This window comes from Hoeflea sp. EC-HK425, assembly GCF_902498795.1.
GTDB classification, from domain to species: Bacteria; Pseudomonadota; Alphaproteobacteria; order Rhizobiales; family Rhizobiaceae; genus Hoeflea; species Hoeflea alexandrii.
The window spans coordinates 3,955,579-3,970,863 of sequence record NZ_LR701572.1 but is presented as its reverse complement, the minus strand read 5'-3'; the positions used below and the strand labels follow the sequence as shown (position 1 = coordinate 3,970,863).

Here is a 15,285-nt window from a genome sequence, read left to right as displayed (position 1 = left end):
CGGCACTTGCGACCGTCGAACATACAGCCGGGGAATTTTCATCTCGCGAGGTAGGCGAACGGTCGCCGGGCGGGCTATAAGCGATCCGAACGTCCGTGAGAAACGAGCCCATGAACCTCATTCTGAACTCAGACAGCTACAAGTACTCGCATTTCGCGCAGTATCCGCCCGAAACCGCGGCGATCTCGGCCTATATCGAGGCGCGGCCCGGCGGGGCGCATGACCATGTGCTGTTCTTCGGGCTGCAGATGTTCCTCAAGGACTATCTCGCTCGCAAGATTACCATGGCCGACGTCGACGAAGCCGAGGCGATGATCACGGCGCACGGCCTGCCGTTCCATCGCGAGGGTTTCGAGAAGATCGTCACCCGCCATGACGGCCACTTTCCGCTGCTGATCGAGGCGCTGCCCGAAGGCATGGTCGCGCCGACCGGCACGCCGCTGGTTCAGGTCCGGAACACCGATCCGGACTTCTTCTGGTTGCCGACATTCATCGAGACAGCACTTCTGCGCGCCGTCTGGTACCCCTCCACGGTGGCCACCGTGTCGCACGGTGCGCGCCAGATCATCTCCGCCTCGCTCGAGCGCACCTGTGACGCACCGGCCGAGGTGCTGCCCTTCCGCCTGCATGATTTCGGCGCCCGCGGTGCAACCTCGCTCGAACAGGCCGGCATCGGCGGCGTCGCCCACCTGGTCAGCTTCATGGGCACCGATACCGTGAGCGCGCTGGTCTATGCGCGCCGCTTCTATCACGAACAGATGGCGGGTTTCTCGATCCCCGCCGCCGAGCACTCGACCATGACCAGCTGGGGCGAGGACCGCGAGACCGAGGCCTACCGCAACATGCTCACCCAGTTCGCCGGTCCCGGAAAACTCGTGGCCGTCGTGTCGGATTCCTACGATCTCTACCGCGCGGTCAAGAACATCTGGGGCGAGGAACTCAAGGCCGAGGTCGAGGCCTCGGGCGGCACCTTGGTGGTGCGGCCCGATTCCGGCGATGCCACCCGCGTGCCGGTCGACACGGTGCAGATGCTGGGCGAGATCTTCGGCTTCTCGGTCAACGCCAAGGGCTACAAGGTGCTCAACCCGGCGGTGCGGGTGATCCAGGGAGACGGTGTCACCCCGGAGACGATCAGGATCATTCTCGGCCGGCTCGAGGACAAGGGCTGGTCAGCGGAAAACATCGCCTTCGGCATGGGTGCGGGCCTGTTGCAGAAGGTCAACCGTGACACGCTGCGCTTCGCCATGAAGGCCAATGCCCGCCAGGACGATGACGGCCAGTGGCACGGCATCAACAAGAACCCCAAGACCGACCCCGGCAAGGCGTCAAAACGCTACCGCCAGGCTGTGGTGCGCGAAGACGGAACCCTGCTGGCGGTTCCGCTCAAGGATCTCGGGGATCGCACAAACCTTATGCAGCCGGTCTGGCAGGATGGCGAATTGCTGGTCGACTGGACCTTCGCCCAGATCCGCGAACGGGCGGCATCCGGGGAATAGGGTGCCCTAAGGGCCGGTCTGTCGCTGGAAAAAGTACGGTTTACAGGTCCCGCCCGGGACCGAAGACAAATCGGGAATAGCCCAGATAGGCGAATGTGGTCGCAGACCCCGATCCGAAGATCAGCGCCAGGTAGGGCGAGATGCCTGGCAGCACCAGCAGCAGCCCGGAATAGACCGAATAGTTGATCAGCGTCGAGACAAGGCCGACGCCGCCATAGCGCACGCCCTCCACAGCGACCTTCCTGTGCGAGGCGCCGAATGTGAAGGTGCGGTTGATGATGTAGCTGCACACCAGCGCAGCACCGATTGCCGGCGCGCGTGCGGTGAACGGGTCAAGCATCTTGAACTCGAGCAGCAGCCACAGCACGCCCATGTCCACCACGAAGCCCACGGCACCCGCAAACAGGAAGAATGAGAGTTTTTTCATGTGGAGGGATATCGGCTTTCGGTTTGGGCAACCGGGATTTCGGCCCGGCCGGAGGTCTGGAAGTCCTCGCTTACAATAATGCGAGCGTCAACCCGGCGTGGCCGGCGTCGTCACAATTCATGCGCCCATATCCACCCAATGCATGGTTGAATGCAACCCGGGTGTTGACATGCACCATATCGGGCGGGCTTCAATGCCCGCTGATTTGCGGCATGGCAACCTGCCGCCGCACACAAGCAGGAATGAGAGGATTGAACATGTTTCGATGGGGAATTCTGTCCACCGCAAAGATCGGCCGCGAGCATGTGATCCCGCAATTCCAGGATGCCGAAAACGGCGTGGTGACCGCAATTGCCAGCCGCGATCATGCCCGCGCCCGCGCCCTGGCAGACCGCTTCGGCGTGCCATTGGCTTACTCATCCTACGAAGAGCTTCTGGCGTCATCCGAGGTTGACGGCATCTATATCCCGCTGCCCACCTCGCAGCACATCGAATGGTCGATCAAGGCGGCCGAGGCCGGCAAGCACGTGCTGTGCGAAAAGCCGATCTCGCTCAATGCCGGCGAGATCGGGCCGCTGATCGCCGCGCGCGACGCCAACAACGTCCTGGTCAGCGAAGCATTCATGGTCACCTATCACCCTCAGTGGCGCAAGGTCCGTTCGCTGATCGCCGAGGGCGCCATCGGCAGCTTGCGCCATGTCCAGGGCGCCTTCAGCTATTTCAACACCGATCCGACCAACATGCGCAATGATGCCGCGCTCGGTGGCGGCGGCCTTCCCGACATCGGCGTCTACCCGACGGTCACCACCCGGTTCTCGACCGGAAGGGAGCCGCTCAGGGTCCAGGCGACCGTGGAGATGGATCCGGATTTCGGCACCGACCGCTATGCCAGCGTCAAGGCCGATTTCGGCACGTTCGAAATGAGCTTCTACTGCTCCACCCAGATGGCGGCGCGCCAGTCGATGGTCTTCCACGGCGACGACGGTTTCATCGAGGTGACCGCACCGTTCAATTCGGGTGACTACGGTCACCCGACGGTGGTGCTCCAAAGCCGCGGCCACGACCAGGCCACCACATTCCGTTTCGGCGGCGTGCGCCAGTACCGGCTCGAGGCCGAAGCCTTTGTCCGCAAGGTCGGCGGCAGCGATGACGAGGTGTTCACGCTTGAGCAGTCTGTGCTCAATCAGAAATTCATCGACGCGGTCTACCGCGCCGCCACCCACGATGGCTGGGAGACCGTCTGAGACGGTGGGCCGGGCTGTGAACCCGCCTGGGTCTCTTCGTCAGCGATTGGTCCCGAACACGAAACGGGAATAGCCGAGATAGGAAAACAGCGTGGCCACCGCCGAACCGAAGAAAAGCGCCACGTAGGGAGACAGTCCCGACCAGGCGATCAGCAGGCCGGAATAGACCGCATAATTGACCAGCGCCGAGGCAATGCCGACGCTGCCGTAGCGTGCGCCTTCAACCGCCACGTGCCGTGTCGATGCGCCGAAGGTGAAGGTCCGGTTGATCAGGTAGGTGCACAGCATCGCCGTGGCGATCGCCAGCACCCGGGCACTGAACGGATCGAGCGGCGTCAGGCTGAGCAGCAGCCAGAGCACGCCCATGTCCACCGCGAAGCCCGTCGCCCCCGCAAAGGCAAAGAAGGCAAGCTTTCTCATGAAGCGAGTTTGCGGCTTTCTGCCGTGCGCGCAAGGCTCTCCATTTGTGCGGCCCTTGTGTCGGGCTCTGCCGCCCGGGCCTGGGCCGTGCGTGTCGGCGCAATCGACATGTAGTGGAAGCGCTTCTGCTCGGCCCGTCCCCGCGCCACAGAATCGAGGATCACGCCTGCGGCGAAGATCATCAGCGCCATCATCATCAGCGCCATGGCCAGCATCCAGGTCGGCATGCGCGTGACCAGGCCGGTGAGGAAGTATTCGTTGAGCACCGGCACCATGAACATCATCGATGTGGCGAGCGTGAACACGCTGAGATAGCTGAAGAACATGAACGGCCGGGTTTCCTTCATCAGCATCGCGAACATCCACAGGATCTTCGCGCCATCCTTGAAGGTCGACAGCTTCGATTGCGATCCCTCGGGCCTGCGGCCGTAATCAAGTGCCAGTTCGGTCACCGGCAGCTTCAGCACCGAAGCGTGAACGCTCATTTCGGTCTCGATTTCGAAGCCGCCCGACACCGCCGGGAAGCTTTTCGCAAACCGGCGCGAAAACGCCCGGTAGCCGGAGAAGATGTCGGTGAAATCCTTGCCGAAGATGGTCTTGTACAGCGTGTTGAAGATCGAGTTGCCAAAGGCATGTCCGCGCCGTCCGGCATCGTCGGTGACACCGCGGCGGGTGCCGACAACCATGTCGCAGCGCTCGGTCAGAAGCGTCCGGATCAGTTCGGGGCCGTCCTGGGGGGCATAGGTGCCGTCACCGTCGGCCATCAGGTAGATGTCGGCATCGATGTCGGAGAACATGCGGCGCACCACATGGCCCTTGCCCTGCCGCGGCTCGCGCACGACCGTCGCCCCGGCCAGCGCCGCGCGAAGCGCCGTCTGGTCCTTCGAATTGTTGTCATAGACATAGATCCGGGCACCCGGAATGGCGGCGCGGAACCCGGCCACGACCTCGCCGATGGTGGCGGCTTCGTTGTAGCAGGGCAGCAGCACCGCAATGTCGAGACCTTCAATCAAGCCGTCCGTCATGGGAATCCCCGTTCGCTGCGGGCCGGAATCGCCCGTGGCTTTACTATTTCTTGAGAAGGTTAAGGCTAGGTTGAATGTGTCGGACAAATCTGCGTTGGAGTTCCCATTGACCAATATCAGCCCCGTGGCCGGGGAGACCGGCAGCGCGCCCGCCGGGCAGGTCGAACGGCAAGGCAGTTCAAGTCCGCTTTCCGCGCTGCACCGTCCGGTTCTGCTGAGCTTCCTCGTGCTGGTGGCCGTAACTGCAGTCATGCATTTCGCCAATTATGTCGATTACGTCGGCGCCGACAATGACGATGTCATGCGGCTGGTAGAGGTGCGCGACCTGCTCGCCGGGCAGGGCTGGTTCGATCTCATGCAGTACCGCCTCGGCCTTGATGGCGGCACGCTGATGCACTGGTCGAGACTGATCGATCTGCCGATCGCCAATCTCATCATGCTGTTCTCGCTGTTCGTCGGCCCGGAAATGGCCGAGGCCGCGGCCCTTTTCACCTGGCCGCTGCTGACCGCGATTCCTGTCTTCTATGCGATGGCTGCCGGGGGCACGGTTCTGGCCGGCCGGCAGGGTGGATTGCTGGCGCTGGCGCTGGCCTTCCTGTTCGTTCTGGGCGTCAACCGGTTCCAGCCAGGATCAATCGACCATCACAATGTCCAGCTTGGTTTGATCGCAACCATTGCAGCCTGTCTCATCCTCCCCGGCCGCCCGCCCTATGCCCACGCGGTTGCCGGCTTCGCTGCTGCCCTGGCCATTGCCATCGGCGCGGAAACGACACCGCATATCGTTGTTGCTTGCGCCATTGTTGCCGTTCAGTGGCTCTGGCTGGGCGACGGCATGAAAGCCGCCGCTTCAGCCTTCGCCCTTGCCATGGCCACGACCCTGACCGCGGTCTTCTTCCTGACGGTTCCCCCCGCACACTACGGCATGGTCGCCTGTGATGCCTTGTCGACCGGTTTTTATGCGCTCGGCGTCATTGGCGCAGGCAGCTTCTTCCTTGCCGTGTCGGCCGTTTCCGCCCGCAGCCTTGCCCAGCGTGGCGCGGCCCTCGGCCTGGTCGGTGCGGCCACGCTTGCCGCGGCCGTGGTGATAGCACCGCAATGCCTCGGCAATCCGCTCGCGACCCTCGACCCGCTGCTGGTCAGCATGTGGCTCAACAATGTCACCGAGGCCCAGTCTGTCTGGGCCCAGCTCAGCCAGGACCCCTGGACCGCCGGCGGCTTCTATCTCGTTCCGGTCCTGGCGATGGCGCTGTGTCTGCGGCAGATCCTCCAGCGCCGCGATGTTCAGGCTCACGCAGTCCTGCTTGCACTGCTGGCGGTTTCGTGGGGGATCGCCCTGGTTCAGGTGCGCGGTGCCGTGTTTGCCAACCTCCTTTCGACAATTCCGATGGCGGCGCTGGTCGCGGAGATGCGTACAAGGGCCAATGCCGATCAGAAGGATCTGCGCAAGGGACTTGCCTTTGCGGCCACCGCGCTTGCCTCGGTCCCCTTCGTCTGGGCTCTTGCCGGATTGGGTTTGTCGATGGCGGTCGACAAGGTGACCGGCCAGGAGATCAGCGGCCTTCCCACCCAGGAAGAGAAAGTCTGCACCGATGCCGACGCCATGCGGTTTCTCGCCCGCGAACCCGCGGGCGTGGTCGCCGGGCCGTCAAACCTCGGAGCCCATATCCTGCGCTTCACTGAGCACCGGGTGCTCGCAGCTCCCTATCACCGCAATCAGGGCGGCATGCTCACCGAACTGCATGCGGCGATGGCCAGTCCCGGGGATGCGGTCAAGTTCCTTCGTGGCGCCGAAGTCACGCTTGTCGCCTTCTGCGCGAGCGATCCGCAGATCGGGATCGTCAAGACCGTCGCCCCCGAAGGACTCTACGCGCAATTGAGCAAGGGCGTTGTGCCCGACTGGCTGGAACCGGTCCCCGGCACCGAGGACGAGCCATTGCAGCTTTACCGCGTTCTGCCCTGAGGCCAGGAGCCGGAGCCCGGTCATCTGGGCCATTGGCTGGCGGGCCGGACGCAATTTAAGCCTGCCCGCCGATTCCGTTGGGGGACTGGATGGGCTAGACTTGCTGGAATGATTTGTTCGTCATCCCGTCCGAGCGCCCGGAGACCAAGCCCATGACCTCAGTTCGCAATCTGCGTCATGTCCCGGGCCGCAACCTTGTGCGCCTGGTGCGCAAGGCTTTGTTTGTGGCGCTTGCCACCGCAATGGCGGCCGCCGGGGCAGCACAGCCGACAGCCGCCGATCAACCCGCCAAGCAGGTATTCGGTGCGGCAGACCTGCCGGCCGCGCTGCCGGCGCGCGCCATCGGCTTCTACTCAAAGGGCTGTCTCGCCGGCGGCATTGCCATTCCGACCGACGGGCCGACCTGGCAGGCGATGCGGCTGTCTCGCAACCGGCGCTGGGGTCATCCCGATCTCATCCGGCTGGTCGAGAAGCTGTCGCGTGAAGCCGCCGCTCAGGATGGCTGGCCCGGCCTGCTGGTCGGCGACATAGCGCAGCCACGCGGCGGTCCGATGCTCTCGGGCCATGCCTCGCATCAGGTTGGTCTTGATGCCGATGTCTGGCTCACGCCGATGCCGGACCGCAAACTCTCCGCAGCCGAACGGGAGAACCTGTCGGCGACTTCGATGCTCAAGAAGAACACGCTCTATGTCGATGACCGGATCTGGACCCCGGCCCATGCCCGGCTGCTGATGCGCGCGGCAAGCTATCCGGAGGTCGAGCGCATCTTCGTTCATCCGGGCATCAAGAAAAAGCTCTGTGACAGCTGGACCGGCAGCCGCGCGGCGATGGGCAAGATCCGGCCCTATTACGGGCATCACTATCATTTTCACATCCGCATCAAGTGTCCGCCGGGCGCCAGCGGCTGCAGGAGCCAGACCCCGCCTCCGGCTGGCGCGGGATGCGACAGTTCTCTTGCCTGGTGGTTTACCGATGAGCCCTGGGCGCCGGCCAAGCCAAAGAAAGACGACACGAAGCCCAAGCCGAAGAAGCGCGACATCCAGCTGTCCGATCTGCCATCGGCCTGCAGGATGGTAATTGCTGCGCCGGGCCCGGCATCGGAAGCGGAAGTGACGCTGGGCGCCGATCCGATCGCCCGCATTGCCCGCGCGAACGCCAACAATGCGGCGATCCGGGCATCGGCCTTTGCGCCGCTTCCCTTGCCCGGGCGCATTCCGCTGCCGGTTCCACGGCCTGCCAACTGACTGGTCCGGAGCTTACTGTCATCGAAAATTCATCGCTGCGGTGGCTTTTGTTTGGTCGGGGTACGGGATATAGATCGGCGTATCAAATCGATTGAAAGCGTCTAAGCCGCGATCTTCCCGTGGTTTTTCCGATGATGGGCCGCCATGACTGTTCACAAAGCCGTTGCGCTGATCGCGCATGACCAGAAGAAGGATGATCTGGCCGATTTCGCCAGGTCCCACCAGGCAGCGCTGTCGCGGTTTCCGATCGTTGCCACCGGCACCACCGGCGGTCGCATCGCCGAAGCCTGCCCGGAGCTCAAGATCGAACGGCTCAAGAGCGGGCCATTGGGTGGCGATCAGCAGATCGGCGCCCTGATCGCCACCGGCGATGTCGGCCTTGTCATCTTCTTCGTCGACCCGCTGACGGCCATGCCGCACGATGTCGACGTCAAGGCGCTGATGCGGCTTGCCATCGTTTATGATATTCCAATGGCGCTCAACCGCGCCACGGCTGACACCCTGCTCAAGGCGCTTGGATAGTCCGCCGGCCGACCAAACATGGCGCCGCCTTCTGCTCGCGCCGCCAACAGACCACGCCCCACGGGAAACAGAGCATGCCCTCTTCTCATGAAACCGACCATTCCATCGCATTTCCGGTCCTGATCGGCGATATCGGCGGCACCAATGCACGCTTCGCCATTCTCACCGACGCCTATGCCGAGCCGAAAGAGTTTCCGGTTCTGGCAACGGCCGACTACCCGACCATCGACGAGGCAATCCAGACCGGAGTGCTCGATCGCACCTCGCTGCAGCCGCGATCTGCCATCCTCGCGGTGGCCGGCCCGATCAAGGGCGATGAAATCGACCTGACCAATTGCGACTGGGTGATCCAGCCCAGGGTCATGATCCGCGATCTGGGTTTCGAGAATGTCGTGGTGATCAACGATTTCGAAGCTCAGGGACTTGCGGCCGCATCGCTGGGCCCGGAATTTCTCGAAAAGATCGGCGGCGGTGAGATCCGTCCCTCCACCTCGCGCGTGGTGGTCGGCCCCGGCACCGGTCTTGGCGTTTCCGGCCTGGTCCATGCCCGCCACACCTGGTTTCCTGTTCCCGGCGAGGGCGGCCACATCGACATCGGTCCCCGCACCAGTCGGGATTACGAGCTGTTCCCGCTCTATGAGACCATTGAGGGCCGGGTATCCGCGGAGCAATTGCTGTGCGGACGCGGCATGATGAACATCTACCGGACCGTCTGCAAGGCCAATGGCAGCAAGCCGACCGCCACGACACCCGCCGAAGTGACCGCGCACTGGTCTCAAGGTTCGGATCCGGCCGCGGTGGAGACGATCGAATTGTTCGTCACCTATCTCGGCCGCGTGGCGGGCGATCTGGCGCTGATCTTCATGGCGCGCGGCGGCGTTTTTCTGGCCGGCGGCATCGTCCAGAAGATCCTGCCGGCGCTTTCTGAGCCACGTTTCCGCGAGGCTTTCGAGGACAAGGCGCCCCACACGGCCATTCTGAAGCACGTCCCGACTTTCGTGATTACCCACCCGCTGGCGGCGCTGTCTGGTCTTGCGGCCTATGCCCGCACCCCGGTCCGCTTTGGCGTTGCCACCGAAGGCAGGCGCTGGAAAGCATAGGCAAACCGCTTTCAACCCGCTATAGAGCCGCCAGGAACGGCCGGGAGCATTCCGGGTTGAGTGAGACGGCGCTCTTTCGGGCGCCATGCAGGATGACGAGAATTGGCGCGCGGCAGGAACATCAAGCAGGATGTGGAATCGCTGACGATGGTGATCCGCCGGATCATCCGTGAGAATGGCCGCGATTACGTCAAGACCTACATCTTTGCCGCTTTCTGCCTCGTCCTCGTGGCCGCTTCCACCGCCTTCATGGCCTGGATCATGGAAGCAGTGATCAACGAGGCTTTCGCCAAGAAGAATGCGGACCTTATCTGGGTGATCTGCGGTTCCGTGCTGGCGGCATTCGTCATCCGTGGCGCTGCCTCCTACGGGCAGGCCGTGGCGCTGGCGCAGGTCGGCAACAATCTGGTTGCCCGCTATCAGCAACGCCTGATCGACCATCTCATGTCGCTCGGCGTCAGCTATTTTGGCGATACCCGATCGGCCCAGATCGCTGCGCAGATCTCGCAGAATGTCGCGGGCATCCGTGACGTCATGAACCTGACGATCACCTCCTTTGCGCGAGATCTGCTCACCCTGGTCGCACTGATCATCGTCATGATCACCAAGGACCCGGTTCTCAGCCTGATCGTCCTCGTCGTGTCGCCGCCCGTGCTGCTGGCGCTGCGCTACATCTCGAAGCGTCTGCGCAGCGCCACCCGCGAATCCATCGATCTCAACAGCCGCGTGCTGTCGGCCATGCAGGAAACCGTGCAAGGCATTACCATCGTCAAGGCGTTCACCATGGAAGAGCAGATCAGCGGGCGCACCGCGGGTCTGATCAAGTCGGCCGAAGAACGCTCCAACCGCATTGCCCGCCTTACCGAGCGCACCTCGCCGCTGACCGAAACTGTCGCCGGCATCGCCATTTCCGGCGTCATTGCCTATGCGGCGTTCCGTTCGATCTACGGCGACGTGCTGCCGGGCGCCTTCTTCTCCTTCATCACTGCGCTGCTGTTGGCTTACGATCCGGCGCGGCGGCTGGCGCGGCTGCAGATCAATCTCGAGCGCGCCGTCGTCAATGCACGCATGATCTACGAGATCCTTGATGAACAACCCACGCAGGGCGACAGCGCCAATGCGTCCGAGCTCGCGGTTGCTGGCGGCGAGATCGAATTCCGCAATGTCGGCTTCGGCTACGGCCATGGCGAGCGGGTTCTCGAGGATGTCAGTTTCACCGCCGAAGCCGGCAGGACCACGGCCATCGTCGGACCGTCGGGCGCCGGCAAGTCGACGCTGATTTCGCTGGTGCCGCGTTTTTATGACCCTTCATCCGGTCAGATGCTGATCGACGGCACCGACATTGCCACCGTCACCAAGAAGTCCCTGCGCCACCAGATCGCCTACGTCTCTCAGCAACCCTGGCTGTTCGAAGGCTCGATCCGCGACAATCTGCGCTACGCCCGTCCGGATGCGACCGATGCCGAGATCGAGGACGCGGCGAGACTGGCCAACGCCCACGAGTTCATCCTGGCCCAGCCGCAAGGCTATGACACCATGCTGGGCGAGAACGGCGTCAACCTCTCCGGTGGCCAGCGCCAGCGCATATCGATCGCCCGGGCGCTGGTCCGCGACGCGCCGATCCTGCTGCTTGATGAAGCCACCTCCGCGCTCGACAATGAATCCGAAGCGGCGGTGCAGAAGGCGCTCGAAAGCGCCATGCGCAACCGCACCGTTCTGGTCATCGCCCACCGCCTGTCGACAATCGCCAGGGCGGACCGCATCGTCGTCATGCAGGCGGGCAAGGTGGTCGAGATCGGCAGCCATGCCGATCTGAGCGCTACCACCGACGGCCTTTACGCGCGGCTGCAGGCCTACAGCGAAAAAGGCTCGAGCGTTTCCGCGGACGCAACCCCGACAAACACCGATTCGAACGGAGGCAAGGCATGATCGCACCAACCGGAAGCATGGGACTGATCGTGGTCGGCGCCGCCGGACGCATGGGCCAGGCCCTGATCCGCACCATTGCCGATATCGACGGCGTCCACCTTGCCGGCGCCATCGAGCGCCCCGGCTCGGACGTGCTGGGCAAGGATGCGGGCGAACTTGCAGGCCTTGGCCCGAACGGCGTGTCGATCACCGACGACGCGCTGCCGGTTTTCGCCAGGGCAGAGGGCGTGCTCGATTTCACCGCACCCCAGGCAACGCTCGAATTCGCCGATCTCGCCGCCCAGGCCCGCATTGTCCATGTCATCGGCACCACCGGCATGGACGAGAGCCATGAGGCCCGTTTGCATGCTGCCTCGCGCCATGCCCGCATCGTCAAGTCCGGCAACATGAGCTTGGGCGTCAATCTGCTCTCGGTGCTGGTGCGCCAGGCAGCCAAGGCGCTCAACGCGGCCGACTGGGATATCGAGGTGCTGGAGATGCACCATCGCCACAAGGTCGATGCACCGTCTGGCACGGCGCTGCTTCTTGGGGAGGCGGCTGCCGAGGGCCGTGAGATTGCCCTGAGCGAGAACTCTGTGCGCGTCCGCGACGGCCACACCGGGCCGCGCCAACCCGGCAGCATCGGATTTGCCACCCTGCGCGGCGGTTCGGTGATCGGCGAGCACTCGGTCATTCTTGCCGGCGAGGGAGAGACCGTGGAACTCAGCCACCGTGCCACCGACCGCTCGATCTTTGCCCGCGGCGCCGTGCGTGCCGCGCTCTGGGCACGTGGCCAGAAGCCCGGTTACTATTCCATGCTCGATGTGCTCGGACTTGCCGATCACTGATCGAAGCCGCCTGAACCCGAAACGCCTGAGAAAGGGAAATCACCATGTCCGGAACGCTCGTCCTTGTCCGCCACGGCCAAAGCGAATGGAACCTGAAAAACCTCTTCACCGGCTGGAAGGATCCCGATCTGACCGACCTCGGCATCGAGGAGGCCAAGACCGGCGCCCAGGCGCTGAAGGCCACCGGCCTCAAGTTCGATGTCGCCTTCACCTCTGTTCTGATCCGTGCCCAGCACACGCTTGACCTGATCATGGACGGTATCGGCCAGACCGATCTCGAGGTGATCCGCGACGAAGCGCTCAACGAGCGTGACTATGGCGATCTGGCCGGCCTCAACAAGGATGACGCCCGCAAGAAATGGGGCGAGGAGCAGGTTCACATCTGGCGCCGCTCCTATGACGTGCCGCCGCCCGGTGGCGAAAGCCTGAAAGACACCGGCGCCCGCGTCTGGCCCTACTACATGACCGAGATCCTGCCCCGCGTGCTGCGCGGCGAGACCGTGCTGGTCGCAGCCCATGGAAATTCCCTGCGTTCGCTCTTGATGGTGCTTGATCGCCTCAACCGCGAGCAGATCCTCAAGGTCAACCTCGCCACCGGCGTGCCCATGGTCTACAAGCTCAACGCCGATTCCACCGTCGCTTCCAAGGAAGTGCTCGGCGACATGTCCAAGGCGCACTGACAGCGCCTTTGCAGGGCCGCGACAACGAGAAATCCGCCTGACATCGTCTGGCGGATTTTCTGTTTCAGCTGCTCTGCGAAGTGCCCGCCTGCAAACACCCCGTCTCCCAGCCGAGCATCGCCCGCTTGCGGGTAATCCCCCAGTGATAGCCGGTGAGCTGGCCGGATTTGCCCAGCGCCCGGTGGCACGGCACCACGAACGAGATCGGGTTGCGCCCGACCGCGGCCCCCACCGCGCGCGAGGCTTTCGGATTGCCGATGGCCCGTGCCACGTCCTGGTAGGTCGAGGCGGCCCCGAGCGGGATCCGCAAGAGCGCCTCCCACACCCGCACCTGGAAATCCGTGCCGATCATGACGATTCTGAGCGGCTGGTCGGCGCGCCACTGCTCGGGTGAGAAGATCCGGCTGACATAAGGCGCGGTCATCGCCTGGTCCGGCGAGAACCTTGCGCCGGGCCAGCGCCGGGTCATGTCCTTGAGCGCCGCCTTCTCCTCGCCCGGATCGGCGAAGGCCAGACCGCACAACCCGCGTTCCGTCGCCATGATAACCGCCGTGCCGAAAGGCGAGGGGTGGAACCCGTAGCTGATTTCAAGCCCCGCGCCGCCGGTTTTGAAGTCGCCCGGGCTCATCGCCTCGTGGGTGACGAACAGGTCATGCAGCCGCCCCGGCCCTGACAGTCCGAGCTCGTAGCTGGCCTCCAGCAGCGGCAGGCCTTCGTCGCCGAGCAGCCGGCGCGCGTGGTCAAGCGTGACGGCCTGCAGGAATGCCTTTGGCGTCAGCCCGGCCCAGCGGCTGAAGGTCTTCTGCAGCTTGCCTGGTGCCACGCCAAGATCGGATGCGATGTCTTCCAGCGATGGCTGCGCCCGGTAGTCCAGCGAAATCCGCTCGATGGTCTGGCGAACGAGATCGTAGTCATCGCCCTTCGGGGTGATGTCGCGGTCTAGCTGGGCGGTCACGGTCATGATCAGGCTCCTCGCAACGGCGTGGTGATCCGCTGCAACATGTTTGGCAACGGACCCAATCAATCACGCGTCAGCCCGCCTTGCCACCCGAAACACGCCGCTTCGCTGGAAAGTGTCAGCGTTTCTTGATCGTCGCCAGCGCCCGCTGGAAGGCCGAGGCGAAGCTCTCCTTGTCATCGGGATTGAGAAACGAGCCGACATCGGTCTTGTGACCCTGTCCGCTGATTTGCATGCCGGTGATGCCGATCTCGTCGTGACGATCGATGTTGAACCGTGTCCAGAACGGGTTGAAGCGGTGATCGACCGCCCGTCCCGACGGGGACACTTTCTTCACCTCGAGATCCGTACGCGACATGCGGATGAACTCGCGCATCCGCCCGGAGCGGTAGCTCAGCCAGAACGCGCCGAACAGGAGCGCCAGATCGAGCCCGAAAAAGGCGAACACCGGCCAGGCACCGACCCGGGCGAAAATCACCATGTGCACCGCGGTAATGACCGTTACAACGCTCATCAGCAGCACGAAGCCGAGGCGGCCAAGCGAGCGGTGCGGACTGAGGACCGCTTCAAACAATGGTTCTTCGTTCATGGTCCCCCGGTCTCCATCATGCCTGGTTTGCCAATGTCCCCGAACCTTGATTATAGGGAAGGAATGGAAAAGCCCAAGAGCCCGAAATCCGCCAAATTGTCGCTTGCTTCTTCCCCGGCGGCAAAGAAGCCGGCCCGCGCCAAGCCAGGCCCGGCGCGCAAACCTGCCGCCCGCCGCCCGAGGATACCCTATTCGAAGGACGAGATCCGCGAGATCTTCCGCCGTTTCTCGATCCAGAGACCGGAACCGAAGGGCGAACTGGAGCATGTCAATCCCTTCACCCTGGTGGTCGCCGTGGCGCTCTCGGCCCAGGCCACTGACGCCGGTGTCAACAAGGCCACCCGCGCGCTGTTTGCCGTGGCCGACACGCCCGAAAAGATGCTGGCGCTCGGCGAGGACAGGGTCCGTGACATGATCAAGACCATCGGGCTTTACCGCAACAAGGCGAAAAACGTCATCGCGCTGAGCCAAAAGCTGGTCGATGATTTTAGCGGCGAGGTGCCGCGCACTGAGGCGGAACTGGTGACGCTCCCCGGCGTCGGCCGCAAGACCGCCAATGTGGTGATGTCGATGGCCTTTGGCGTGCCGACGCTGGCTGTCGACACCCATGTCTTCCGCATCGGCAACCGGCTCAGGATCGCACCGGGAAAGACCCCCGACGAAGTCGAAGAAGCTTTCCTGCGCATCATCCCCGAAGACTACCTTTTCCACGCGCACCACTGGCTGATCCTGCATGGCCGCTACTGCTGCAAGGCCCGCAAGCCCGAATGCGAACGCTGCGTCATCGCAGACATCTGCAAGTCGAAGGAAAAGACCACCGACGCACCCGCGCCGCTGGTCGAACTGCCGGCGCAGGTCATATGA

General features: G+C 63.6%; 15 protein-coding genes. 10 read left to right on the top strand and 5 right to left on the bottom strand.

Features of this window, described 5'->3' with window-relative positions; all coding sequences use genetic code 11:
- Window positions 1-110: 110 nt before the first annotated feature.
- Entirely contained in the window at window positions 111-1,496 is a 1,386-nt protein-coding gene (locus SPHINGO391_RS21695) for a nicotinate phosphoribosyltransferase (RefSeq protein ID WP_152010789.1), read from the top strand.
- Window positions 1,497-1,536: 40 nt separating this feature from the next.
- On the opposite strand, the gene SPHINGO391_RS21690 is transcribed toward SPHINGO391_RS21695, so the two are convergent.
- Window positions 1,537-1,923: a GtrA family protein gene (locus tag SPHINGO391_RS21690; protein ID WP_152010788.1), complete on the bottom strand. Its 387-nt coding sequence runs from the start codon at window positions 1,921-1,923 to the stop codon at window positions 1,537-1,539.
- Window positions 1,924-2,180: 257 nt separating this feature from the next.
- Between SPHINGO391_RS21690 and SPHINGO391_RS21685 the strand changes: the two genes are divergently transcribed.
- A complete protein-coding gene (locus tag SPHINGO391_RS21685; RefSeq protein WP_152011686.1) occupies window positions 2,181-3,167 on the top strand; it encodes a Gfo/Idh/MocA family oxidoreductase in 987 nt (328 codons plus the stop codon).
- Window positions 3,168-3,206: 39 nt separating this feature from the next.
- Here the strand turns inward: SPHINGO391_RS21685 and SPHINGO391_RS21680 are convergent, their stop codons facing one another.
- Window positions 3,207-3,587, bottom strand: a complete 381-nt coding sequence (locus SPHINGO391_RS21680; RefSeq protein ID WP_152010787.1) for a GtrA family protein — start codon at window positions 3,585-3,587, stop codon at window positions 3,207-3,209.
- Entirely contained in the window at window positions 3,584-4,612 is a 1,029-nt protein-coding gene (locus SPHINGO391_RS21675) for a glycosyltransferase (RefSeq protein WP_244615316.1), read from the bottom strand. Before SPHINGO391_RS21675 ends, SPHINGO391_RS21680 begins: the two co-directional genes overlap by 4 nt.
- Window positions 4,613-4,718: 106 nt before the next feature.
- Here SPHINGO391_RS21675 and SPHINGO391_RS21670 point away from each other — a divergent pair, with 106 nt between their 5' ends.
- The 7 genes from SPHINGO391_RS21670 (at window position 4,719) to SPHINGO391_RS21640 (ending at window position 12,874) form a co-directional block, all read left to right on the top strand.
- Window positions 4,719-6,572: a hypothetical protein gene (locus SPHINGO391_RS21670; RefSeq protein WP_152010786.1), complete on the top strand. Its 1,854-nt coding sequence runs from the start codon at window positions 4,719-4,721 to the stop codon at window positions 6,570-6,572.
- 242 nt (window positions 6,573-6,814) lie between these two features.
- Window positions 6,815-7,816, top strand: coding sequence for a penicillin-insensitive murein endopeptidase (mepA, locus tag SPHINGO391_RS21665; protein ID WP_152011685.1), 1,002 nt, complete (start codon window positions 6,815-6,817; stop codon window positions 7,814-7,816).
- Window positions 7,817-7,960: 144 nt separating this feature from the next.
- Entirely contained in the window at window positions 7,961-8,338 is a 378-nt protein-coding gene (locus SPHINGO391_RS21660; RefSeq protein WP_152010785.1) for a methylglyoxal synthase, read from the top strand.
- A gap of 74 nt (window positions 8,339-8,412) precedes the next feature.
- The gene (locus tag SPHINGO391_RS21655) at window positions 8,413-9,438 is read left to right on the top strand and encodes a glucokinase (RefSeq protein WP_152010784.1); all 1,026 of its coding nucleotides are present in this window, start codon (window positions 8,413-8,415) and stop codon (window positions 9,436-9,438) included.
- 147 nt (window positions 9,439-9,585) lie between these two features.
- Entirely contained in the window at window positions 9,586-11,367 is a 1,782-nt protein-coding gene (locus tag SPHINGO391_RS21650) for an ABC transporter ATP-binding protein (protein ID WP_152011684.1), read from the top strand.
- Window positions 11,364-12,194, top strand: coding sequence for a 4-hydroxy-tetrahydrodipicolinate reductase (gene dapB / locus SPHINGO391_RS21645; protein WP_244615314.1), 831 nt, complete (start codon window positions 11,364-11,366; stop codon window positions 12,192-12,194). Before SPHINGO391_RS21650 ends, dapB begins: the two co-directional genes overlap by 4 nt.
- 44 nt (window positions 12,195-12,238) lie before the next feature.
- Window positions 12,239-12,874: a 2,3-bisphosphoglycerate-dependent phosphoglycerate mutase gene (locus SPHINGO391_RS21640; protein ID WP_152010783.1), complete on the top strand. Its 636-nt coding sequence runs from the start codon at window positions 12,239-12,241 to the stop codon at window positions 12,872-12,874.
- A gap of 64 nt (window positions 12,875-12,938) precedes the next feature.
- Here SPHINGO391_RS21640 and SPHINGO391_RS21635 read toward each other — a convergent pair whose 3' ends face one another.
- Together SPHINGO391_RS21635 and SPHINGO391_RS21630 are read right to left on the bottom strand one after the other, a co-directional pair.
- Window positions 12,939-13,835, bottom strand: coding sequence for a bifunctional helix-turn-helix domain-containing protein/methylated-DNA--[protein]-cysteine S-methyltransferase (locus tag SPHINGO391_RS21635; RefSeq protein ID WP_152010782.1), 897 nt, complete (start codon window positions 13,833-13,835; stop codon window positions 12,939-12,941).
- A gap of 115 nt (window positions 13,836-13,950) precedes the next feature.
- Entirely contained in the window at window positions 13,951-14,421 is a 471-nt protein-coding gene (locus SPHINGO391_RS21630; protein ID WP_152010781.1) for a DUF2244 domain-containing protein, read from the bottom strand.
- A gap of 63 nt (window positions 14,422-14,484) precedes the next feature.
- Between SPHINGO391_RS21630 and nth the strand changes: the two genes are divergently transcribed.
- The gene (gene nth / locus SPHINGO391_RS21625; protein ID WP_152010780.1) at window positions 14,485-15,285 is read left to right on the top strand and encodes an endonuclease III; all 801 of its coding nucleotides are present in this window, start codon (window positions 14,485-14,487) and stop codon (window positions 15,283-15,285) included.

Bases quoted from the DNA above. Each gene is read 5' to 3' on its own strand.
- SPHINGO391_RS21630 (WP_152010781.1), bottom strand. From the start codon at position 14,421: ATGAACGAAGAACCATTGTTTGAAGCGGTCCTCAGTCCGCACCGCTCG.
- dapB (WP_244615314.1), top strand. From the start codon at position 11,364: ATGATCGCACCAACCGGAAGCATGGGACTGATCGTGGTCGGCGCCGCC.
- SPHINGO391_RS21695 (WP_152010789.1), top strand. From the start codon at position 111: ATGAACCTCATTCTGAACTCAGACAGCTACAAGTACTCGCATTTCGCG.
- SPHINGO391_RS21660 (WP_152010785.1), top strand. From the start codon at position 7,961: ATGACTGTTCACAAAGCCGTTGCGCTGATCGCGCATGACCAGAAGAAG.
- SPHINGO391_RS21675 (WP_244615316.1), bottom strand. From the start codon at position 4,612: ATGACGGACGGCTTGATTGAAGGTCTCGACATTGCGGTGCTGCTGCCC.
- SPHINGO391_RS21690 (WP_152010788.1), bottom strand. From the start codon at position 1,923: ATGAAAAAACTCTCATTCTTCCTGTTTGCGGGTGCCGTGGGCTTCGTG.
- SPHINGO391_RS21640 (WP_152010783.1), top strand. From the start codon at position 12,239: ATGTCCGGAACGCTCGTCCTTGTCCGCCACGGCCAAAGCGAATGGAAC.
- SPHINGO391_RS21635 (WP_152010782.1), bottom strand. From the start codon at position 13,835: ATGACCGTGACCGCCCAGCTAGACCGCGACATCACCCCGAAGGGCGAT.
- SPHINGO391_RS21650 (WP_152011684.1), top strand. From the start codon at position 9,586: ATGGTGATCCGCCGGATCATCCGTGAGAATGGCCGCGATTACGTCAAG.
- nth (WP_152010780.1), top strand. From the start codon at position 14,485: ATGGAAAAGCCCAAGAGCCCGAAATCCGCCAAATTGTCGCTTGCTTCT.
- mepA (WP_152011685.1), top strand. From the start codon at position 6,815: ATGGCGGCCGCCGGGGCAGCACAGCCGACAGCCGCCGATCAACCCGCC.
- SPHINGO391_RS21685 (WP_152011686.1), top strand. From the start codon at position 2,181: ATGTTTCGATGGGGAATTCTGTCCACCGCAAAGATCGGCCGCGAGCAT.
- SPHINGO391_RS21655 (WP_152010784.1), top strand. From the start codon at position 8,413: ATGCCCTCTTCTCATGAAACCGACCATTCCATCGCATTTCCGGTCCTG.
- SPHINGO391_RS21680 (WP_152010787.1), bottom strand. From the start codon at position 3,587: ATGAGAAAGCTTGCCTTCTTTGCCTTTGCGGGGGCGACGGGCTTCGCG.